Raw genomic sequence first — 21,571 nt, forward strand, 5'->3', positions numbered from 1 at the left:
CACATATTATGAGTAAATTATCAGAAAAAAGCTTGAAAACGCTGGAATATTACACCATTCTCGACATGCTGGCAGAACACTGTGTCAGCCGGAAGGCGAAGCAGGCGGCGAAGGCGCTGCGTCCGCTGCATGATGCCGAGGATGTGCGCGAGCTGCTGACCCAGACCGACGATGCCAAGCGCCTCATGACGACAGGCGGCGCGCCCGCCTTCGGCGGCATCCGCGAAGTATCCGCCGCGCTCAGCCGTGCTGAGATGGGCGGCGTACTGTCCACGCGCGAGCTGCTGGATGTGGCATCGCTGCTGCATGCGGCAAATCAGGTGCGCAAATATGGCGCGGAGCAGCAGGAAAAGGGTCTGACAACGACGCTGGATCTGTATTTTTCGCGCATTAACAGCAACAAATATCTCGAAGAAAAAATCAACCGTGCGATTATCAGTGAGGAGGAGATTGCAGATGCGGCGTCCACGACGCTTGCCAACCTGCGCCGCCAGATGCGCGCGCAGAATGTGCGCGTGCGCGAGACACTGAACCATTTTGTCTCGTCTCCGACGTATTCCAAATACTTGCAGGAGAGCCTGATTACCCAGCGTGACGGACGATTTGTTATTCCGGTCAAGAGTGAACACCGCGGCGATATCCCAGGCATGGTACACGATGTATCGTCCTCCGGCGCGACGCTGTTTATTGAGCCGGCACAGGTTGTCGATGCAAATAACCAGCTCAAAATTCTGCTGGGCAAGGAAAAGGCGGAAATTGAGCGCATTCTCGCCGAGCTGACCGCGGATGTCGCGGACTTTTCCGATGCGATTGCGGCGGATTATGATGTACTGTGCAAGCTGGACTTTATCTTTGCCAAGGCGCGGTTCTCGTTTGCACTCAATGCCTGTGCGCCGGAAATCAGCGAAACAACGCAGGTCAATCTGCTGCGTGCGCGCCATCCACTGCTCGACCAGAAAAAGGCAGTGCCGATTGACATCGCGCTCGGCGGGGAGTATGATACGCTGGTCATCACCGGCCCGAACACGGGCGGCAAGACGGTCAGCCTCAAGACGCTCGGTCTGCTGTGCCTGATGGCGGCATCCGGTCTGCACATCCCGGCAAATGAGGAGAGCTCGGTCTGTCTGTTCCAGAACATCTATGCGGATATCGGCGACGAGCAGTCGATTGAGCAGTCGCTGTCCACGTTTTCGGCGCATATGAAGAATATCGTTGCAATCATGGATAAGTGTGGCCCGGATGACCTGATTCTGTTTGACGAGTTGGGCGCCGGTACAGACCCGGAGGAAGGTGCAGCGCTCGCTGTGGCAATCATCGAATATGGCCGTAAAATGTGCTCGCTCGTCGCGGCAACGACGCACTATTCTGAACTGAAAGTATTCGCCTTGACGACGGAAGGCGTTGAAAACGCGTCGTGTGAGTTTGATGTACGCACGCTTCAGCCGACGTATCATCTGCTGACGGGCGTACCGGGCAAATCCAATGCCTTTGCGATTTCCAAACGGCTCGGCCTGCCCCCAGCCATTATTGATCGCGCAAAGGAACAGATTTCTGCGGAAAATCAGCGGTTTGAGGACGTTTTGGAGACACTGGAGCGCGAGCGACACCAGTTGCAGAAGCAGCGCGAGGACGCAGACCGACTGCGCCGTACCGCACAGTCGGAGAAGGATAAGGCGGTGACGCTGAAGGGACGCGCAGAGGATGAAACCGATGCGATCCTGGAAAAGGCCCGCGATCAGGCGGAGCGCATTCTGCGCGAAGCGCGCATGGCGTCGGAGACTGTATTTGCCCAGCTGGACGAAATGAAGAAAAAGGCGGAGACCAATGCTGCCGACCAGAACCTCGCTGCCGCGCGTGCCGCTCTGCGCAGCACGCTGGGACAGGCGGAGAAAAAAGCAATGCGCCGCGAGAAAAAGACGGTTGAGCCGGACAGCGTGCGTCCGCTCAAGGTGGGCGATACCGTCCATCTGCTCAATGTCGGCGTAGATGGCGTTGTGCTCAAGCCGGAGGATAAAGACGGCACAGTTTATGTACAGGCGGGCATCCTGAAGGTCAATGTTCCGCTCAACGAGCTGCGCCTTGTCGAAAAGAAAAAGCCCGCGAAGCCGAAGACGACCTATCGCACACCGGCGGGTGGAATGCGGGAAATAAAGCGCGCCCACGCAAAAAGCGAGCTGGATGTGCGCGGCATGACCGTCGAGGAAGCGCTGCTTGAGGTCGACCGTTATCTGTCCGACTGCCTGATGTCGCACCTCGATCTGGTGACGATTATCCATGGCAAGGGCACAGGTGCCCTGCGCGCTGCGATTCAGCAGCATCTGAAGCATGACAAACATGTCCGGTCCGTGCGCAACGGGCGCTATGGCGAGGGCGACCTCGGCGTTACCGTTGTCGAATTAAAATAGTCTTTGGCACAAAAGCTAAATTTTCGCCGCGAATTGTGCACGTTTGTGTAGATTTGCCCTGTTATTTCGTGAGAGAGGGTGTAAGCGCCTACAAATTCCGGCAGGAAAATGCTCTCTTTTGGTACAAAAGCATATTGACGAAACGAAAAAAAACAGGTATTCTATATATAATCTGTTATCGATTCCAGATCGGAACGATGTTGTATTGTGTTTGTATAGGTTTAGTTTTAATTTTGTTTATAGGAGCGATGTTGAAATGTTTTCACAGGAAGTTCAGGTAACCAATCAGGTTGGGCTGTATGCGCGCCCGGCTACATTTTTCATTCAGTGCGCCAATGGGTTCAAGAGCACCATTCTGGTTGAAAAGGAAGAGCGCAGAGTAAACGCGAAGAGCCTGCTCGGCATTCTTTCCCTCGGCATCACCAAGGGCACGACCATCACGTTGATTGCAGACGGCGTTGACGAGGTTGAGGCTGTCAATGCGCTGACCGATCTCATCCAGTCCAATTTCAGCGACTCGAACTTCAGCGACTGATTTCAATCCAACGCACGCAAGAAGACACCGCTTGTTTTGCGGTGTCTCTTTTTTTCTCCGGGAAAGGAGGCTGCATGTCCAGCAGGGAAGAGCTGCACCAGCGGGTGCTGACACTGCCGCGTGAGCCGGGTGTCTATATCATGAAAAACCGGCAGGGGCAGGTTATTTATGTCGGCAAGGCAAAGGTGCTCAAAAATCGTGTCTCCCAATATTTCCAGAACGAGGCAAAGCATACGCCCAAGACGCGGAAAATGGTAGAAAATATTGATAGCTTCGATATTATTGTGTGTGAATCGGAATTCGAGGCGCTTGTGCTCGAAAACCAGATGATTAAAAAATACAAGCCGAAGTATAATATTTTGCTCAAGGACGACAAGGGCTATCCGTTTATCCGCGTGTCGACAGACCGCCCCTATCCGGAGTTCACGGCCGTCGGGCGGCGCGGGAAGGACACGGCGCGGTATCTCGGACCGTATGCCGGGCGCGGCGCTGCCATGCAGGCGATTGATACGGTCAGCCGGGCACTCGGCCTGCGCACCTGCCGCCGTGTGCTGCCGCGCGACATCGGCAGATCGCGTCCATGCCTGAATGCCCAGCTTGGCCGCTGCTGTGCGCCGTGTGCCGGGACAGTCACGCAGGAGGAATATGCTCAGCGTGTGGCGCAGGCGATTGATGTACTCGAGGGCAATTACAAACAGCTCGCGGAACAGCTGGAACAGCAGATGATGCAGGCTGCGGAGGAGGAGCACTTCGAGCAGGCGGCACAGCTGCGCGACCGCATGCGCGCGATTATGCGCGCGGGACAGCACCAGATGGTCGTCGCAAGCGGATTTTCCGATACCGATATCATCGCATTCGTGCAGGGTGAGACGCGCGGCTGCATTGTCACACTGCACTATATCGCGGGCAATTTCCACGACAAGGAATACACCATGCTGGACGGCACGTCGAGTGAGGACGGTGCAGAGCTGCTCGGCAGCTATATCAAGCAATATTACTCGCTGCGCGGGGTTGTGCCGCCGCTGGTGCTCGTTTCGGAGGAAATTGAGGACATGGCAGCGGTCGAGACATTTTTGCGCTCGGTCGCGGGCAAGAAAGTCACGCTGACCGTCCCACAGCGCGGCAGGCGGCGTGAGCTGATGCACATGGCGAAGAAAAACGCAGAAGAAGAGATTATTCGCATGGAGACAAATGCGGAGCGCCGCCAGAAATCACTGGAGCTGTTCGGCAGCATGATGGGGCTGACAGAGACACCGGTTAGCTTTGAGGCATATGACATCTCCAACCTTGCGGGGACAAATACCGTCGGCTCGATGGTCGTTTTTGAAAACGGAAAGCCCAGGCGCAGCCGATACCGCCGGTTCCGCATTGAATCGGTTGCGAACGGGCAGGATGACTATAAGGCGATGGAAGAAATGCTGGCGCGCCGCATGCAGCGCTGGAAGGACGGTGACGAAAAATTCACCGAGCTGCCCAGTGTGTTCCTCATTGACGGCGGCCTGGGGCATGTGCGCATAGCGAAGCAGGTTCTCGACCACTTCGGCTGCACAAAGCCGGTGTTCGGCATGGTCAAGGACGATCACCACCGCACGCGCGGCCTTGTCGCGCCGGACGGCAGGGAATTCAGCATTTCGGCAACACCTGCGGTCTTTGCGATGGTCGGGCGCATCCAAGAGGAGGTGCATCGTTTTGCGATCACCTATCAGCGTCAGCTGCGCGGGGCAGATGCCATGCGCTCCGAGCTGGACAACATTCCGGGCGTCGGGGAAAAACGGCGCACGGCGCTTCTGAAGACCTTTCAGAGCGTCAAACGCATTCGTGAGGCGACTGTGGAGCAGCTGGAAGCGGCTGTACCGCATTCCACCGCACAGGCGGTCTATCATTATTTTCACAGCGCGCAGGAGGAGACAGAGAAATGAGAGTCATCAGCGGAAGCGCACGCGGTAAGATGCTGGATGCTGTGCCGGGCATGGATACACGCCCGACGACCGACCGCGTCAAAGAATCGGTTTTTAATATTTTACAGTTTCGTGTCGTCGGCGCAACAATGCTCGATTTGTTTGCAGGAACCGGGCAGATGGGGATTGAAGCGCTCAGCCGCGGCGCAGCACGCGCGGTGTTCGTCGATCAGGCACAGAAGGCGGTCTCCGTCATTCAGAAAAATATCGCGGGTGCACGCGTGCAGGCGCGTGCGGAGGTCATCCGAGCGGAGTTCCATCAGGCGCTTGAGCGGCTGCGTGGACAGAAATTTGACATTATTTTCCTCGATCCGCCCTATGGCGGCGAGATATTAAATTCTGCGCTGAATGCTGTAGAATTGTTTGACATCCTGTCGCCGGATGGTATAATAATATGTGAAAGTTCCGTGGAGGATACCGTCATTTGCCCAGACAGCCTGTCCGTACAGAAAACCTATCGGTACGGCACGATTTGCCTGACGGCGATGCGCCGAAAGGGAGCAGAAAACGACTGAGGAGGCTTTCCGCACAGGGGAGCCGGAAAGGCACAGTATGAGAATCGGGGTATATCCCGGCAGCTTTGACCCTGCCACGCTCGGACATTTGGACATTATTCAGCGTGCATCCCGTCTGTTTGACAAGCTCATTGTCGCACCGATGATTAACGGCGAAAAGCATTCGTCGTTTACGATGGAGGAAAAGGTGGACTTTCTTCGGCGCATGACGCGCGATCTTCCCAACGTGGAGGTCGAGAGCTTCGGCGGGCTGCTGGCGGATTATGTGAAGGAAAAAAACGCCTGCGCCATCGTCAAGGGACTGCGCGCAGTGTCCGATTTTGAATATGAATTCCAGATGGCGCTTGCAAACAAAAAGCTGAATCCGGATGTGGATACCGTCTTTTTGATGACGGGACAGAAGTATCTGTTCCTGAGTTCGACAATCGTGCGCGATATTGCACGCCACGGTGGGGACATTACCGGTTTTGTTCCGGAGGAGATCCGCGACGATATTATGAAAAAACTGGATCGGACAAGGTGAGCGTCCGAACGTCAGATAGATTACAATCATGGGAGGGCTCAAGATATGGTTGCTGTTTTAGAAGAACTCGTAAATTCGTTATATGACATGATTCAGGAGGCGCGCAGCGTCCCGCTCAGCACGGAAAAGTGCATGATCGACCGCGAACGGGCGCTGGATATTCTGGACGAAATCCGCACCAGCATGCCGAAGGATCTCGAGATGGCGCGCGCGATTGTCGAGAAGCGCAATGAGATGGTTGCGGCGGGCAAAAAGGAAGCGGATGACCTGCGCCGCAAGGCGGAGGAATATGTGCGCAAGACGGTCAACGAAAGCGCACTGGTTGCAGAAGCACAGAAGCAGGCGGACGAAATCGTTTCCAGCGCGGAGCAGCAGGCAGCACAGCTGCGCAGCGCAGTCAGCACCTATTGCAGCGACAAGCTGAACGCAACTGAGGCCTGCGCACAGGCGACATTGGAGGAGGTACGCAAGTGCCGCCAGCAGTTTGAAAGCGCCAACCAGAAATAAGTGTCTTACATGAGCAGATACAGGGCAGAGAATGGACTCGGTTCGTTCTCTGCCCTTGTTGCTTTGGACGAAGTTGCCAAATACAACCAAAACGGGCGAACATACGTTCGAATGTTCGCAATCTGTTCACAAATCACTAAAAAAGTCTTGCTTTCCACTCAAAAAAATCCCGCATGTCCTTGCATTTTCAGATTACAAAACGTATAATAAAACTACGGTGGGGAAAGGTGGCGCAAAATACCACGGATTTCCGCTGAACGGAGCAGGAGGGCGCAGCTGTGAAGGGTGAGTATCAGCATACCTTGGACGCCAAGGGCCGCCTGTTCATCCCGGCAAAGCTCCGGGAGGAGTTGGGCGACAGCTTTGTTGTGACCAAAGGGCTGGATGAATGCCTGTTCCTGTACCCGCTGGATGCATGGAAGGCGCTGGAAGATAAGATCCGGCAGCTCCCCATGTCGAAATCAAGAAACTTGCAGCGATTCTTCCTGTCGGCGGCGGCTGATGTCACCGTGGACAAGCAGGGTCGCATTGTCGTTCCGCCCGTCCTGCGCAGTCACGCGAAGCTGGTACATGACGTTACGATCATCGGCGTGCTTGACCGCGCGGAAATCTGGGACAGGCAGAAATGGGACGAATACAACGGACAGCTTGACGCGGGCAGTATCGCGGAAGCGATGGAAGATTTGGGCTTTTAACGGAGGATTCAGACAGGAATGGAATTTCAACATATTTCGATTTTGCTTTCCGAATGCCTTGACAGCCTGAACATCCGCCCGGATGGTATTTACGTGGACGCGACGCTGGGCGGCGCGGGGCATTCCCTGCACATCGCGCAGCGGCTGACCGCAGGCGGCAGGCTGATCGCGCTCGACCGCGACGACATGGCGTTGGAAAATGCAAAGGATCGTCTGGCGGATGTCATGGATCGTGTTACACTGGTCAAGAGTGACTTCCGCAATCTAGACACGGCGCTCGCATCGTGCGGCGTGGATCAGGTCGACGGCGTCCTGTTTGACCTCGGCGTGTCATCGCCGCAGCTGGACATCGCCGAGCGCGGCTTCTCCTATATGCAGGATGCACGGCTCGATATGCGCATGGATCAGCAGCAGCAGCTGTCTGCCTATGAGGTTGTCAACCAGTGGGATCGTGCAGAGCTGCGCCGCATTTTACAGGAATACGGCGAGGAGCGCTATGCGCCGCAGATTGCCGCGGCGATTGACCGCGCCAGACAGCAGCAGCCGATTGAAACCACGGTCCAACTCGCGGATATCATCCGCAGCGCAATGCCGCCGGCAGCACGCCGCGAAAAACAGCATCCTGCCAAGCGCAGCTTTCAGGCGATCCGCATTGCGGTCAATGATGAGCTGATGGCTGTACAGGAGGCGATGGATCGCGCCATTGACGCGCTGGCACCCGGCGGGCGTCTGGCGGTCATCACGTTCCATTCTCTGGAGGATCGTATCGTCAAGACCGCGTTCCGAAAGGCCGCACAGGGCTGCACCTGCCCGAAGGACTTCCCCGTCTGCGTGTGTGGGAAGACTGCAAAGGTGAAATTGGTGGCACGCAAGCCGATGCTGCCGTCTATGCAGGAAATCGCTCAAAATCCCCGCGCACGGAGCGCCAAATTGAGAGTGTGTGAGAAATTATCGGATCATTAAGGGAGAGCGGCTCAACAATGAGAGAGTATTCCGGGCGCGGCGGAGCAACTGCCGGCGCCGTTCAAGATAAAAACATAAGTGCAAGCAGAAGAAAGCGGGAGCGTCAGCGTGCGCTGCGCCGCCGCAGACGGATTCATATGCTGGCGATGGGACTCATCGGTGTGATCTGCGCATTTATCGCGGTCACTACGGTGTCGTGCTACGTCCAGATGACCGAACTCAAGGGGCAGGTCGAGCAGAAACAGGCGACCCTTGCGCAGCTGAACAGTGAGTATGTCTCGCTCAACGCGAAAAAAGAAAATTCGGTGGATCTGGATGAGGTGGAGGATTACGCCAAGAATGTCCTGGGTCTCGTCAAGATGGATCGCAGCCAGGAGGAATACCTCGAACTCCAGAAGACTGACCAGGTCGAGGTGAATGAGGCTTCCAGTGGGGTGGACAAGCTGGTCTCCAGCTTTGTAAAGAGCTTCAACGCCATTTTATCATTTTTGCGGTGATGAAACCATATACATATTGAAAGCAGTGGGAGTGAGAAGTGTGAACAACCTTCTGACTCCTGTTTTTTGTCACAATGACGATGAAATGACGCTATAGTTGTGATATAATAACATGTATTCCGTTTTGATACAGGTATCAGGCAGGAAGGAACGATAGGAGAACAGACACATGGCACAAAAACGCCCCAGCAAACCGAATAAATCCATGCGCCAGAGGGTTTCCTTTCTGATACTGGTGTTTGCCGTGCTGGGCTTCGTTGTGGTTGCGGCGAAGCTGTTTTACATGCAGGTGATTAACACCAATTTTTATCAGAGTAAAGCGGCGGAAAATCAGACCAAGGATCTGATTATTACGCCGATGCGCGGCACCATTTATGACCGCAATATGACAGAGCTTGCCGTCAGTGCGACAACGCAGGAAATCAGCGTAGACCCTTCCATCATTCGTGACAAGGGCAAGGCATCCGTGCAAAAACGCACAGATGCCAATGGCAAGACCATCGATCCGACCGACGAAGAAATCGCCGCAGCGGTCGAAACCTATCAGAAGAAAGTCGCCAGCGTGCTCGCGGAAAAGCTGGAGCTGGATTATGACGAAACACTGGAAAAAATTCAGCGAAAAGTGTCGTATGTCCGCATTGCGCGCCGCGTGGACGCGGATATTGCCGACGAGCTGATGCAGGCGCTGGAGGAGGAGAACCTCTCCGGCGTGTATACGACGGCGGATTCCAAGCGCTATTACCGCTATGGCACATTTGCCTCGCAGGTGATCGGCTTTACCAACAACGACGGCGAAGGGCTGTATGGCGTCGAGCTGCAATATAACGATGTGCTCAAGGGCGTCGCGGGCCGCGTGGTCAAGGCGACCAATGCACTTGGCTCGGATATGCCGTATGATTATGAAAAGTATGTGCCGGAGCAGGATGGTGACGGCGTCGTGCTGTCACTCGACGAAGGCGTGCAGCACTATCTGGAAAAGCATCTGGAGGAGGCGCTGAACGACTATCAGGCGAAAAAGGGCGTGTGCGGCATTGTCATGGACATCAAGACGGGCGAAATCCTCGCCATGTCCACCAAGCCGGACTTCGATCTGAACAATCCGCGCACCATTCCGGAGGAATACACCTCGCTGCTCGCTGAGCTGGATAATCTCAGCGGCGAGGAGTACAGCAGCAAATACAGTGAGATCCTGCTGCGCCTGTGGCGCAACAAGGCCATCAACGATACCTATGAGCCCGGTTCGACATTCAAGGTCTTTACGGTTTCGTCCGCACTGGAGGCGGGTGTCGTGGAGGACAGCAGCACGTTTACCTGCGGTGGCTCCAAGATCGTCAAGGATCGCACCATCCGATGCTGGAAGAGCGGCGGTCACGGCACGCAGGTGCTCGGGCAGACGCTGGAAAATTCGTGCAACGTCGCGATGATGGATATCAGTGCTCTGCTGGGGACAGACATGTTCCGCAAATTCTTTGAGGCGTACGGCCTGATGGAAAAGACCGGCATCGATCTGCCGGGTGAGGCGACCGGTATTTTCTTCGACGATCCGATGGGTGAGGTCGACCTGGCGACTGCATCGTTCGGTCAGAACTTCCAGGTCACGCCGATTCAGGAGCTGTGTATGGTCGCAGCAGCCTGCAATGGCGGCGATCTGGTCACACCACATGTGGCGAAGGAGATTGTCGACACCGATGGCAACGTCAAACAGACAATTTCGACAGAGGTCAAGCGGCAGGTTATTTCGGAGGAAACCAGCGATCTGATCCGGACTTATCTGGAGAATGTCGTTTCACAGGGCACTGGTCAGAATGCCTATGTCGCGGGCTACCGTGTCGGCGGCAAGACAGCAACCTCGCAGAAGCAGCCGAAGAGCGATGACTCGCTGCGTATCGCATCGTTTATCGGCGTCGCGCCGATGGATGACCCGCAGTATGCTGTGCTTGTCATGATCGATGAGCCGCAGACCTCGGTCAAGGGCGGCGGCGCGCTTGCAGCGCCGACAGTTGGACGTATTTTTGAGGATATTTTGCCGTATCTCGGCGTGGAAGCAATTTATTCGGAGGATGAAACTGACCGTCAGGAGATCACGATTCCGTCGTTGGTCGGCAAGTCGGTCGAGGACGCCGAGGCCGCGCTGGAAGAGCTTGGGCTGGATTATCGGGTCAAGGGCGATGGCGACACAGTCACCGACCAGCTTCCGGTGGCGGGCATTTCGCTTCAGCCGGACAACAAGGTTGTTCTGTACTGCGGCGAAAACAAACCGGTGGATAAGGTAGAAGTTCCGAATGTCAGCGGCATGAGCATTGAGGCGGCACGCCAGCAGCTCGCGGACTACGGATTATATATGAAGCAGAACGGCATTGCGGACTGGCGCGCCAGCGGCGCATCGGTCGCCATGCAGCAGAGTCCCGCAGCGGGAAGCAAGGTTTCCCCCGGCTCGGTTGTCACGGTAGCATTTGGCAATGCGGTTACCAGCCAGGAATAAAAGGAGGACGCATACAATGAAATTGGAAAAAATCCTCAGCGGCGTTGAAATTGTGGAGCAGACCGCAGACGCTGCATGTGGAATCGGCGAACTGAAGTATGATTCCCGTCAGGTAAAGTCGGGCGATGTGTTTGTCGCCATCACCGGCTTTGAGACCGACGGACACAAATACATCGGCAAGGCAATTGAACTGGGTGCAGGCGTCATTGTCTGCGAATATGTCCCGGAGGGCGGCATTTCCGTGCCGTATGTGCGCGTGCCGTCATCCCGCCGCGCGCTCGCGCAGATGGCAGCAAATTATTTCGACCACCCGGCGGACAGTATGACCATGGTCGGTATCACCGGTACCAACGGCAAGACGACGACAACCTATCTGCTCAAGACCATTCTTGAGGCACAGGGTCATAAGGTCGGTCTGATCGGCACCAACCAGAACATGATCGGCGATGAGATTCTGCCGACCGAGCGCACCACGCCGGAGTCATTTGAATTACAGCGCCTGTTTGCGCAGATGCGCGATGCGGGCTGCTCGCACGTGCTGATGGAGGTTTCCTCGCATTCGCTCGTGCTCGACCGCGTGTACGGTATCACGTTTGCCGTCGGCGCATTTACCAATCTGACACAGGATCATCTGGATTTTCATAAGACGATGGAGGCATACCGTGATGCAAAGGCATTGCTGTTCCATCAGAGCAAAACCGGCGTCATGAACCGCGACGATGCGGATGGCCGGATCATTCTCGCGGAGCAGGCGTGCCCGTTCCTTACCTATGGCGAGGAAGAGGGCTGTGATCTGTGCGCACAGGACATTCAGCTGCATGCAGACAGCATTCAGTTTAACTGCGTGGCAGAAGGTGAATGCGTTCCGGTCTCGCTGGGGATTCCGGGACAGTTTACCGTCTACAATGCGCTGTGCGCGCTGTCCTGTGCAAAAGCGCTGGGTATTTCCATCGCTGCGGTAGCCGCTGCTCTGCGCTGTGCACATGGCGTCAAGGGCCGCGTTGAGGTCGTGCCGACCGATACCGATTACACCGTACTCATTGACTATGCGCATTCCCCGGATGGCGTGGAAAATGTCCTGAAGGCGGCGCGCGGCTTCACAAAGGGTCGCCTGATCGGTTTGTTCGGCTGCGGCGGTGACCGCGACCGCACCAAGCGCCCGAAGATGGGTGCTATTGCGGCACAGTTGTCCGATCTGTGTATCGTCACGTCGGATAATCCGCGCACCGAAAAGCCGGAGGCAATCATCGACGACATCCTCGAGGGCATGAAGGACACCAAAACGCCGTATGAGGTCATTGTCAATCGTCCGGAGGCGATCTGGCACGCGCTGGATATCGCGCAGGCGGGTGATACCATCGTGCTGATGGGTAAGGGGCATGAGACCTATCAGGAAATCAACCACGTCAAGCATCATCTGGATGAGCGCGAAGTGGTTGCAGAATATTTTGAAAAAAAGAAGTAAGCGCTGTCTGAACCCCAGTTTTTGACTGTTCAGATACGCTCAAATGCTCCTGCGGGGGTAAGAGAATGATAAGAGGAGAATCCGAATTATGAAGACAATTACGGCTGCGCAGGCTGCCGCATTTGTGGGCGGCGTGGTCGTCGGAGACGGCAATACGCGCATGACCGGCGTATCCACCGATTCGCGGTCGATTCCGGCGGGAAGCCTGTTCATCCCACTGCGCGGTGAGCGCTTCGACGGGCATGATTTTCTGGAAAAGGCGGTCGAGGCACAGGCGGCGGCAGTGATGTCTGAACGCGATGTCGACCTTCCGGTTCCGGTTATTCGCGTCGATGACACGCGCCGCGCGCTGCTGGCGCTGGCAGGCGGTTATCGCAGCCTGTTTGACATCCCGGTTGTCGGCGTCACCGGCTCGGTCGGCAAGACGACAACCAAGGAAATGACAGCGGCAGTGCTCGCACAGAAGTTCAATACCATTTATACGCAGGGCAACCTGAACAATGAAATCGGCATGCCGCTGACACTGTTCCGCCTGGAGGAAGATACACAGGCGGCAGTGGTAGAGATGGGTATGTCCAATTTCAAGGAGATTTCCCACATGACTGTGCAGGCAAAGCCGGATGTCGCCATTATTACCAACGTTGGTACGGCGCACATTGAATTTCTCGGCTCTCGTGAGGGGATCCGTGATGCGAAGCTGGAAATTCTGGAGGGTCTGCGCCCGGGCGGCACAGCGGTGCTCAACGGCGACGAGCCGCTGCTCTGGTGCAAGAAAAACTGGCTGGGCGTTAAAACGCTGTATTTCGGCATCGACAATCCGGAATGCGACGTGCGTGCGGAGCATATCGTGCTGCATGACGACCGTGTTGAGCTGACAATTGTACATCCCGGCGGCAGCTTTGACGCAGTGCTGAATACAGCGGGTTATCACAACGTATACAATGCGCTGGCGGCGGCAGCAGCGGGGCTGTGTCTCGGGTTGTCGCATGAGCAGATTGCGGTAGGGCTTGCCTCGTTTCACGATCTGCACCAGACGATTACCTACGAAGACGGCTTTGCCATTATTGATGCGTGCTACAACGCCAGCCCGGATGCGGTCGAGGCATCGCTGGAGGTGCTCAAAAGCCTGAGTGTCAACGGCAGGCGGTTTGCCGTGCTCGGCGGCATGCGCGAGCTTGGGCGGTTTGCCGAAGTCGAGCACCGGCGCTGCGGCAAAAAGGCGGCGGCGTGTGCAGACTTCCTTTACTGCTATGGCGATGGTGCGGAGGATTACTGCGCGGGTGCCGCAGAAGCGGGTATGCCGCAGGAAAACATGCATATCCTGTATTCGCATGAGGGCCTTGCCTGTGCGCTGAAGCGCGCGGCAAAGCCGGGCGACGCGCTGCTGTTCAAGGGCAGCCGGTACTGGAAGATGGAAAAAGCACTCGAGCTGTTCCGGGAAAAATAAAAAGAAAGACGGGGATTTTGTACATGACAACCATTATTGCGGTGTCGGTCATTGCGTCGTTTTTGATTACAGCGGCAATCGGACCGTTCCTGATTCGATACTTACGGAAAATGAACTTTGGACAGAAGATTCTGTCCTATGTGCCCGAACATGCGGGCAAGCAGAACACACCAACGATGGGTGGATTTATGTTCATCATCAGCATTACGCTTGTGACGATTGTCGTCAATCTCGTGCTGGGCGGTCTCAGCGTACAGTCGTTTACGGTGCTCGTGCTGTCGCTGTGCTACGGCGTGATCGGCTTCATCGATGACCGTACGAAGATTCGCAAGGCGGAAAATGAAGGCCTGACCTCCGGTCAAAAATTTGCGCTTCAGCTGGTGCTGGCGCTGGTCTTCCTGACAGTCGTGCATATGGGCGGTTATCTGATGCCCAGCCTGTATATTCCGTTTGTCGGCGTTTCGCTCGACATTCCGTGGCTGATTTACGTCGTCATTGCAGCGTTCATCATGGTCGGCTGCAACAATGCGGTCAATCTGACCGACGGTCTGGACGGTCTGGCGGCGGGCGTCACGTTGCCGGTAGCGGTGTATTTCATCGTGATCGGTGCGGTTTCGGGCAATCTGCCGGTTGTCGTATTCGCGTCTGCGCTGGCAGGCGGTCTCGCAGGCTTCCTGATTTTCAACTTCAATCCAGCGAAGGTGTTTATGGGCGACACCGGTTCGCTGTTTCTCGGCGGTGCGGTTGCCGGTCTTGCGTTTGCCTGTGACCAGCCGCTGATCCTCGCGCTGGTCGGCCTGATCTACGTCATTGAGACACTGTCCGACATCATTCAGGTCACCTATTACAAGATGACCAAAAAGCCGGTGCTGGATGAAAACGGCAATCCGGTGCGCGATGCGAAGGGCAATATTAAAATGGAAGGCAAGCGTGTGTTCCGCAAGGCACCGCTGCACCATCATTTCCAGCTGTGCGGCTGGAGCGAAAAGAAGATCGTTCTGGTTTTTGCCGGAATTACCGCGCTGATGTGCATCCTGTCGTATTTCGGTGTTGCACCGCGCTATCTGTAAATCAACAAATCAACGGAGAAACTGATTGCTGTGACGGGAAATGGAGGTGGTCTCTCTGCCTACAGCGTCCAATACAAAGCGACGGGGTTCCCCGCGGCGGCGCGCGGCGTCCCGCAGATCCCCGCAGAAGGCACAGGCGCAGTCCCGGCAGGACAGCCGTGGGAAGCGGCGTGTCCGGCGTTCACGCGCGAAGGTCAGGACGGTGCAGCCGCGCAATGCGTTTCAGGCGGGGCTGCTCGAACAGTCAAAGAAAAAAATTGATGCACCATTGCTGCTCATTACGGTGATGCTGCTGGTTGTCGGCCTGATCGCGCTGCTGTCAGCCAGCTATCCGAAGGGATATTATAGCAGCAATATCGGCCCGTTCTATTATTTCATCCGTCAGCTCGGCATGGCGGTCGTGGGGCTGGTGCTGATGTGGGGCGTTTCCTGTATCAACTATACCATGTACAAGAGATGGGCATTTATCCTGTATTTTATCTCTTTTGTCATGCTGGTGCTGGTGCTTACGCCACTCGGAACGACACTGAATAAATCACGCCGCTGGCTGTTCGGCTTTCAGCCGTCTGAGATTGCGAAGCTGGCGATTATCCTGCTGTTTGCGACGATGGCGAGTGCGAAGCCGGAGAGCGTCCGCAAGGTGAAGGGACTGCTGGTCTATGTCGCGCTGATCGGCGTGTATATCCTGCTGCTCGCAATGGAGCCGCATATGTCGGCGTCAATGATCCTGATTGTCATCGGCTTTGTGATTCTGTTTGTCGCGGGCATGCATGTCTGGTTTCTTGTTCCGGTCGGTATCGGCGGCGGCATTATCGCGGTCATTGCGTATTTTACGCTCAACCACGTACAGGAACGCATCAATATTTTCCTCAATCCGTTTCTCGACGCGAAGGACACCGGCTATCAGGCAGTGCAGTCGCTCATTGCCATCGGTTCGGGCGGCGCGTTCGGGCTTGGTCTCGGACAGAGCAGGCAGAAATTCCTGTATCTGCCGGAGCCGATGAACGACTTTATTTTTTCGGTCATCTGCGAGGAGCTGGGCTTTGTCGGCGCGGCACTGATTCTGGTGCTGTTCGCCTACTTTGTCTACCGCGGCTTCTCCATCGCGCGCCGCGCGGCGGACCGCTTTGGCAGTCTGCTGGCGACGGGCATCACGATGCAGTTTGCGTTCCAGATTCTGCTGAATCTCGCCGTTGTCTCCGGCCTGTTTCCGGTCACCGGCGCGTCTCTGCCGCTGTTCAGCTACGGCGGCACAGCACTTGTCATGCAGCTGGTTGAGATTGGCATTCTGCTCAATATTTCCCGCAATATTCCGCCGTCAAAAAAAGAATGACGGCAGGTTGGATCTGACGAAAAGGGGTAATCCGATATGAAATTGCTCATCACAGGAGGCGGCACCGGAGGTCATGTCAACCCCGGTCTCGCAATCGCAAAATATGTCCAGTCGCGCCGTGCAGACGCAGAGGTACGCTTCGCAGGCACCTCGACCGGTATCGAGTCCCGACTCGTTCCGCGCGAGGGTTATCAGCTGTATACGATAGATGTGCGGGGCCTCAAGCGCTCCTTCTCACCGTCCGCGATTGCATATAACATTGCCACGCTGCAAAAGTCATTGACTGCGACCTCGAAGGCGAAGAAAATCCTGAAGGAATACCGCCCGGATGTCGTCGTCGGCTGCGGCGGCTATGCGAGTTTCCCGATGGTGCGTGCTGCGCAGGAGCTGCATATTCCGACTGTATTGCTCGAGGTCAACGCGTTTCCGGGCGTCGTGACCAAGGCATGCGCGAAAAAGGCAGATCGCGTGTTGATCTGCTTTGAAAACACACGGAAACTGCTGGAAAATCGCCCGAATATCCATTTGACCGGCGCACCGGTGCGCGGCGAAATTATCTTTGTCCGCCGCGAGGACGCGCGCCGCAAGCTCGGCCTTGCGGACGGAGAAAAGCTGGTTGTTTCGTTCTGGGGCAGCATGGGCGCTCTGTATATGAACCGCCACATGGCGGGCTTTATCAAGCTGGAGAGCGAGCATGACGCGTTCCGCCATATTCATGCGACCGGTACGGCGGCATACAAGTGGCTGCCGGACAGCGTGCGCGAGCTGGGTGTAGATCTGGACAAGCACCCGAATATTGAGCTGCGCGAATATATTTACGACATGGCGGATGTCATGGCAGCCGCTGACCTCGTCATCTGCCGTGCAGGCGCGGCAACACTGGGCGAGCTGTGCGTGCTGGGCAAGCCGTCGATTATCGTGCCGTCCCCGTATGTTGCGGAGAACCATCAGGAAAAAAACGCGCGAGCGTTGGAACAGAATGGCGCATGTAAGGTCATCACTGAGCCGGAATGTACGCCGGAAAAGCTGTATGCGGCGGTGACTGAGCTGCTGGCAGACGATGAAAAGCTCGCGGAAATGGGGCGCTGCGCCAAAAAAATGGCGATCGTTGACGCCAGCGAGAAGATTTATCAGCATATTCTGGAGGCTGCCCGCAGATAACCGGCAGTCGGAGAGGAGGGGGACATGGCAAAACAAACGGAGCCCCGACGGAAAACAAATAGTCCGGTGTCATCCCGCAGCGGACAGCAGGCAAACAGAGCCGGGCAGCCTGCCCGCCCGGCGCGCACCTCGCGCAACTCAGAGCGGGCGCGGCAGCAGCGGCAACGGCGGCGCAGACGGAATAAGCTGGTGTTCCGGGTGGTGTGCGGGCTTCTGATCTGCGCGGCGATTGTGCTTGCACCGACGGTTTTTTTTCGTGTATCGCATATCACAGTCACGGGCGATACCCGCTATACCGAACAGGAGCTGATTGATGCGAGCGGTGTGCGCGAGGGCGACAACATGTTTTTCCTCGATTCCAGCCATATCGCGCAGATCCTACAGGCGAAATATCCCTATCTGGATACGGTGAAGCTGCACCGCAGGCTGCCGAGCACATTGCAAATTGAAATCACCGAGCGCACTGCGGCGCTGTCGGTAGAGGTAAACGGCGAATACCTGCTGATGGATATGACGGGAAAGGTTCTGGAGAAGAACGGGCAGGTGGCAGACAATACGGTTGAAGTTGTCGGCGCGGAGGCAGAAAAACTCAAGGTCGGCGATACGGTCGGGGACGAGCAGGAAAAGTTGCAGACAGTACTCGACCTGATGAACCTGATGACGCAATATGAAATGAACGACAAGGTTGGCAGCATTGATATTGAAAAAGCCTATGATGTGCGCATGCGGTTTGACGACCGGTATACCATCCTGCTTGGAAACCTGAGCGATCTGGAGCATAAAATTCAGTTTTTACAGGCTATTTTGAAAGAGCCGTCCTTGCCGGAGACCGGCATCATTGACCTGACGGATGACAAAAAGGCGCATTACCGTCCGGATGATACTGTGAGCACGAGCGAAGAGCAGGATGACACCGAAGAGGCCGACGATGCGGCTGAAACCGGACAGTCCGGGGACAGCACGGACGACGGGCAGGAGCAGGACAGCACGGATGATTCCGCAGAGCAGGAGGAAACTGGTGCGGATGATGCTTCCGGACAGGAGGAACAGGCGGATACCGGCGCACAGGATGGGGACAGCAGCCAGGAGAATTCGGATGGACAGACCACAGGGGTGGTGCTGTATGGAAAAATTATCCTGTAACCTGTTGCCATAGCATCCTTTTTTCTGATTGCTGTGCCGCTGCGCACGGCGGATTCTGCAAAATCCGGAAGTTTTTTTGAACGAATCTGCCATCTTATCTTGCAAAAGCAGCGGGAAAGAGGTAGAATGAAGAAAATAGGGTTATGGGCTCCTGCACCCGGTGGTGCGGCGCTCATCTGAATTTGAAAATGAAAATTACTTCATATAACACAACGGAGGAGATCAAACATGGGTTTCGAGATTGAAATGGATTACGATACCATTGTCAACATCAAGGTCATCGGTGTTGGCGGCGGCGGCAACAACGCGGTAAACCGCATGGTTACCAGCGGCTTACAGGGCGTTGAGTTTATCGCAATAAATACGGACAAGCAGGCACTCAACCGTTCTGAGGCTTCCGTCAAGATCCAGATCGGCGCCAAGCTCACCAAGGGCCAGGGTGCAGGCTCCAGACCGGAAACCGGACGCAAGGCTGCTGAGGAGAGCCGCGAGGATATCTCCAAGGCACTGGAAGGCGCACATATGGTATTCATCACCGCTGGCATGGGCGGCGGCACCGGTACGGGCGGCGCACCGGTTGTTGCGCAGATCGCGCGCGAAATGGGCATTCTGACCGTCGGCGTTGTCACCAGACCGTTCGGCTTCGAGGGCAAGAAGCGCATGCAGCAGGCGAACGAGGGCATTGAAAACCTCAAGGAAAATGTAGACTCCCTCATTGTTATCCCGAACGAGCGTCTGAAGTATGTCTCCGAGCAGAAGATCAGCTTCAAGAACGCATTTGAAATCGCCGACAACGTACTGCGTCAGGCAGTCGCTTCGATCTCCGAGCTGATTACTGTCCCGGGTCTCATCAATCTGGACTTTGCGGACGTTACCTCCGTTATGAAGGGCGCAGGCTATGCGCACATGGGCGTGGGCGCTGCTGCCGGAAAGGACAAGGCAGAGGAAGCTGCGAAGAAGGCAATCCAGTCCCCGCTGCTCGAGACCTCCATTAACGGCGCACACGGCGTCATCCTGTCCATCATCGGTTCTTCCGATATCGGTCTGGATGAAATCGAGCGTGCAGCAAGCATGGTTCAGGCTGCGGCGCATCCGGATGCACACATCATCTTCGGTGCATCCATTGACGACGATGTAGACGATGAGATCCGCGTTGTTGTCATCGCAACCGGCTTCGACGCGCCTCCGGCTGCCAAGCAGGAGCAGACCTCTTCCATCTTCTCCAACGCGAAGAAGGCAGCTTCTACATTCTCCGCACCGGCGCAGACCTTCAGCGCACCGGCAGCGCCGGCTCCGCAGCAGTCTCAGGCTGAGGCGAGCGTGGCTGACGGAAATCCGGTCGAAGCGGATGATCCGTTCGCGGATATCATGAAGATTTTCAGCAGCAAGTAATTTTGCCGACAGGTTCGAGCCTTTTCGAACCGATACAGCAGAAATAAAGGCGAATGGCCCTTCTTCTTCGGAGGAAGGGCTTTTCATCGGGACGAAAGTGAAATGGGAGGTGCATGCGATGATTGAATACTTCAAGGCAGATGCAGGGACGGTGGTCGCGCTGGAACGCGCAGAACCTGGCTGCTGGATCAATCTGGTCAATCCGACGCGGAAAGAAATCGACAGCGTGATCGTGTCCCAGCATGTGGATGCGGGCTTCATCAATGCTGCGCTCGACCCGGAAGAAACCTCCCGTGTGGAGCTGGAGGATGACCAGGCATTGCTTATTGTCGATATCCCGGTTGAGGAGGAAAGCGATAGCATCACGCGCGATGTACAGATGTATGCAACACTCCCAATGGGCATTGTCGTGGCGGAAGATGTCGTCATTACGGTCTGTCTGGAGGACACCAGTGTCACGCGTGATATCGCATCGGGCAAGGTGCGCGGCGTGCAGACCGCCATGCGCACGCGGTTTGTCTTTCAGCTGCTGCTCCGCGTGGCGGGGCGCTTCCTGAATTACCTGCACCGCATTGAGCGCAGCTTCACCGATATCGAGCGCCGCCTGTATGACAGCCTGCGCAACGAAGAACTTATGATGCTGCTCGGCCTGCAAAAATCCCTCGTCTATTTTTCCGCCTCCCTCAAGGGCAATGAGGTGACGATGGAAAAGGTATTGCGCGGACGTATCCTCAAGCTGTATGAGGATGACCGCGACCTGCTGGAGGATGCGCTGATCGAAATCCGTCAGGCAATCGAGATGGCAGGTATTTATTCCTCCATTCTGGCGGGTACGATGGAGACATATTCTTCGGTTGTTTCCAACAACATGAACGACATCATGAAGGCTCTGACTGTCATCACCCTGATTATGACCATCCCGAATATGGTGTTCGGCTTTTACGGCATGAATGTTTCACACCTGCCGGGCGCAATCAGCTTTATCCCGGTGATTATTGCGGTCATCGGCTGCATTGTCGCATGGCAGTTTCTCAAAAAACACAAGCTGTATTGAGTATTTGATTTGACGATAGGAAAGGATAATGCGTATGACAACCAAGACAATCACTTCGGTGGTATCTCTGGCCGGTCTGCTCAAGAGCATTTTTATCTCCGGCCGCTTTAAAAAGGATCTCCCGATGCAGCTGGTTGACTCAAAAGGCAACAAGATTTGCGAAATTCATGAGGAGGACCCGGAGCGCTGGATTCGCACCAATTACAAGGACAGCATTGCCTGCACGCGCAAGCTGTGCACCCGTTCACAGTGGGATAAGATGGATATTGTACAGCAGGTTCGTCTGTGCGACTGCTGGGAGGCGCTGGCTGTCATGGAATACCTCGATGTGGGCTATGATGACGGCAACCGCTTTGAAATTGACGAATACGAGTGCTGATTTGAACTTGAAGATGTGACAGAATTGAAGATGTATCAGGTGGGGAA

The 21,571-nt window shown here is 55.7% G+C and carries 19 protein-coding genes; all 19 read left to right on the forward strand.

Translation table 11 applies throughout. From position 1 onward, the window contains the following. Positions 1–8 precede the first annotated feature (8 nt). The 19 genes from ACLM7Z_RS07780 to ACLM7Z_RS07870 all read left to right on the forward strand — a co-directional run bounded on the left by ACLM7Z_RS07780 (position 9) and on the right by ACLM7Z_RS07870 (position 21,524). Positions 9–2,405: an endonuclease MutS2 gene (locus ACLM7Z_RS07780; protein ID WP_435644813.1), complete on the forward strand. Its 2,397-nt coding sequence runs from the start codon at positions 9–11 to the stop codon at positions 2,403–2,405. Between the two features lie 256 nt (positions 2,406–2,661). Further along, on the forward strand, positions 2,662–2,940 hold the full coding sequence (locus ACLM7Z_RS07785) for an HPr family phosphocarrier protein (RefSeq protein WP_087018525.1): 279 nt from the start codon (positions 2,662–2,664) through the stop codon (positions 2,938–2,940). Between the two features lie 74 nt (positions 2,941–3,014). After that, positions 3,015–4,859, forward strand: a complete 1,845-nt coding sequence (gene uvrC / locus ACLM7Z_RS07790; RefSeq protein ID WP_435644814.1) for an excinuclease ABC subunit UvrC — start codon at positions 3,015–3,017, stop codon at positions 4,857–4,859. Then, positions 4,856–5,413, forward strand: a complete 558-nt coding sequence (gene rsmD, locus ACLM7Z_RS07795) for a 16S rRNA (guanine(966)-N(2))-methyltransferase RsmD (RefSeq protein ID WP_087018521.1) — start codon at positions 4,856–4,858, stop codon at positions 5,411–5,413. Before uvrC ends, rsmD begins: the two co-directional genes overlap by 4 nt. A 37-nt stretch (positions 5,414–5,450) precedes the next feature. Beyond that, positions 5,451–5,936, forward strand: a complete 486-nt coding sequence (gene coaD, locus ACLM7Z_RS07800) for a pantetheine-phosphate adenylyltransferase (RefSeq protein ID WP_087018519.1) — start codon at positions 5,451–5,453, stop codon at positions 5,934–5,936. A gap of 45 nt (positions 5,937–5,981) precedes the next feature. Beyond that, complete coding sequence (locus ACLM7Z_RS07805; RefSeq protein ID WP_087018517.1) at positions 5,982–6,443, forward strand: F0F1 ATP synthase subunit B family protein; 462 nt, start codon at positions 5,982–5,984, stop codon at positions 6,441–6,443. Positions 6,444–6,721: 278 nt separating this feature from the next. Beyond that, entirely contained in the window at positions 6,722–7,138 is a 417-nt protein-coding gene (mraZ, locus tag ACLM7Z_RS07810; RefSeq protein WP_087018515.1) for a division/cell wall cluster transcriptional repressor MraZ, read from the forward strand. Positions 7,139–7,156: 18 nt separating this feature from the next. Further along, a complete protein-coding gene (gene rsmH, locus ACLM7Z_RS07815) occupies positions 7,157–8,101 on the forward strand; it encodes a 16S rRNA (cytosine(1402)-N(4))-methyltransferase RsmH (RefSeq protein ID WP_087018513.1) in 945 nt (314 codons plus the stop codon). 17 nt (positions 8,102–8,118) lie between these two features. Beyond that, on the forward strand, positions 8,119–8,598 hold the full coding sequence (locus ACLM7Z_RS07820; RefSeq protein WP_087018510.1) for a septum formation initiator family protein: 480 nt from the start codon (positions 8,119–8,121) through the stop codon (positions 8,596–8,598). A 169-nt stretch (positions 8,599–8,767) separates the two neighbouring features. Next, positions 8,768–11,080: a penicillin-binding transpeptidase domain-containing protein gene (locus tag ACLM7Z_RS07825; protein ID WP_087018508.1), complete on the forward strand. Its 2,313-nt coding sequence runs from the start codon at positions 8,768–8,770 to the stop codon at positions 11,078–11,080. Between the two features lie 16 nt (positions 11,081–11,096). Further along, entirely contained in the window at positions 11,097–12,545 is a 1,449-nt protein-coding gene (locus tag ACLM7Z_RS07830) for a UDP-N-acetylmuramoyl-L-alanyl-D-glutamate--2,6-diaminopimelate ligase (RefSeq protein WP_435644815.1), read from the forward strand. Between the two features lie 88 nt (positions 12,546–12,633). Next, positions 12,634–13,992, forward strand: coding sequence for a UDP-N-acetylmuramoyl-tripeptide--D-alanyl-D-alanine ligase (locus tag ACLM7Z_RS07835; RefSeq protein WP_087018504.1), 1,359 nt, complete (start codon positions 12,634–12,636; stop codon positions 13,990–13,992). A 23-nt stretch (positions 13,993–14,015) separates the two neighbouring features. Next, complete coding sequence (mraY, locus tag ACLM7Z_RS07840) at positions 14,016–15,062, forward strand: phospho-N-acetylmuramoyl-pentapeptide-transferase (protein ID WP_087018502.1); 1,047 nt, start codon at positions 14,016–14,018, stop codon at positions 15,060–15,062. A gap of 40 nt (positions 15,063–15,102) precedes the next feature. Then, entirely contained in the window at positions 15,103–16,395 is a 1,293-nt protein-coding gene (locus ACLM7Z_RS07845) for an FtsW/RodA/SpoVE family cell cycle protein (RefSeq protein ID WP_435644816.1), read from the forward strand. Between the two features lie 36 nt (positions 16,396–16,431). Beyond that, positions 16,432–17,556 carry an undecaprenyldiphospho-muramoylpentapeptide beta-N-acetylglucosaminyltransferase gene (gene murG / locus ACLM7Z_RS07850; RefSeq protein WP_087018499.1) on the forward strand — a complete coding sequence of 375 codons (1,125 nt, stop codon included), beginning with the start codon at positions 16,432–16,434 and terminating at the stop codon, positions 17,554–17,556. A gap of 24 nt (positions 17,557–17,580) precedes the next feature. Further along, positions 17,581–18,699, forward strand: coding sequence for an FtsQ-type POTRA domain-containing protein (locus ACLM7Z_RS07855; protein ID WP_273350468.1), 1,119 nt, complete (start codon positions 17,581–17,583; stop codon positions 18,697–18,699). A 228-nt stretch (positions 18,700–18,927) separates the two neighbouring features. Beyond that, complete coding sequence (gene ftsZ, locus ACLM7Z_RS07860; RefSeq protein WP_087018495.1) at positions 18,928–20,091, forward strand: cell division protein FtsZ; 1,164 nt, start codon at positions 18,928–18,930, stop codon at positions 20,089–20,091. A gap of 118 nt (positions 20,092–20,209) precedes the next feature. After that, on the forward strand, positions 20,210–21,145 hold the full coding sequence (locus tag ACLM7Z_RS07865; RefSeq protein WP_087018493.1) for a magnesium transporter CorA family protein: 936 nt from the start codon (positions 20,210–20,212) through the stop codon (positions 21,143–21,145). A 34-nt stretch (positions 21,146–21,179) separates the two neighbouring features. Beyond that, complete coding sequence (locus tag ACLM7Z_RS07870) at positions 21,180–21,524, forward strand: hypothetical protein (RefSeq protein ID WP_133058265.1); 345 nt, start codon at positions 21,180–21,182, stop codon at positions 21,522–21,524. The last annotated feature ends 47 nt before the right edge of the window (positions 21,525–21,571 follow it).

This window comes from Butyricicoccus porcorum (assembly GCF_051246315.1).
Classification (GTDB): Bacteria; Bacillota; Clostridia; order Oscillospirales; family Butyricicoccaceae; genus Butyricicoccus_A; species Butyricicoccus_A porcorum.

Bases quoted from the DNA above. Each gene is read 5' to 3' on its own strand.
- ACLM7Z_RS07780 (WP_435644813.1), top strand. From the start codon at position 9: ATGAGTAAATTATCAGAAAAAAGCTTGAAAACGCTGGAATATTACACC.
- ACLM7Z_RS07785 (WP_087018525.1), top strand. From the start codon at position 2,662: ATGTTTTCACAGGAAGTTCAGGTAACCAATCAGGTTGGGCTGTATGCG.
- uvrC (WP_435644814.1), top strand. From the start codon at position 3,015: ATGTCCAGCAGGGAAGAGCTGCACCAGCGGGTGCTGACACTGCCGCGT.
- rsmD (WP_087018521.1), top strand. From the start codon at position 4,856: ATGAGAGTCATCAGCGGAAGCGCACGCGGTAAGATGCTGGATGCTGTG.
- coaD (WP_087018519.1), top strand. From the start codon at position 5,451: ATGAGAATCGGGGTATATCCCGGCAGCTTTGACCCTGCCACGCTCGGA.
- ACLM7Z_RS07805 (WP_087018517.1), top strand. From the start codon at position 5,982: ATGGTTGCTGTTTTAGAAGAACTCGTAAATTCGTTATATGACATGATT.
- rsmH (WP_087018513.1), top strand. From the start codon at position 7,157: ATGGAATTTCAACATATTTCGATTTTGCTTTCCGAATGCCTTGACAGC.
- ACLM7Z_RS07820 (WP_087018510.1), top strand. From the start codon at position 8,119: ATGAGAGAGTATTCCGGGCGCGGCGGAGCAACTGCCGGCGCCGTTCAA.
- ACLM7Z_RS07825 (WP_087018508.1), top strand. From the start codon at position 8,768: ATGGCACAAAAACGCCCCAGCAAACCGAATAAATCCATGCGCCAGAGG.
- ACLM7Z_RS07830 (WP_435644815.1), top strand. From the start codon at position 11,097: ATGAAATTGGAAAAAATCCTCAGCGGCGTTGAAATTGTGGAGCAGACC.
- ACLM7Z_RS07835 (WP_087018504.1), top strand. From the start codon at position 12,634: ATGAAGACAATTACGGCTGCGCAGGCTGCCGCATTTGTGGGCGGCGTG.
- mraY (WP_087018502.1), top strand. From the start codon at position 14,016: ATGACAACCATTATTGCGGTGTCGGTCATTGCGTCGTTTTTGATTACA.
- ACLM7Z_RS07845 (WP_435644816.1), top strand. From the start codon at position 15,103: ATGGAGGTGGTCTCTCTGCCTACAGCGTCCAATACAAAGCGACGGGGT.
- murG (WP_087018499.1), top strand. From the start codon at position 16,432: ATGAAATTGCTCATCACAGGAGGCGGCACCGGAGGTCATGTCAACCCC.
- ACLM7Z_RS07855 (WP_273350468.1), top strand. From the start codon at position 17,581: ATGGCAAAACAAACGGAGCCCCGACGGAAAACAAATAGTCCGGTGTCA.
- ftsZ (WP_087018495.1), top strand. From the start codon at position 18,928: ATGGGTTTCGAGATTGAAATGGATTACGATACCATTGTCAACATCAAG.
- ACLM7Z_RS07865 (WP_087018493.1), top strand. From the start codon at position 20,210: ATGATTGAATACTTCAAGGCAGATGCAGGGACGGTGGTCGCGCTGGAA.
- ACLM7Z_RS07870 (WP_133058265.1), top strand. From the start codon at position 21,180: ATGACAACCAAGACAATCACTTCGGTGGTATCTCTGGCCGGTCTGCTC.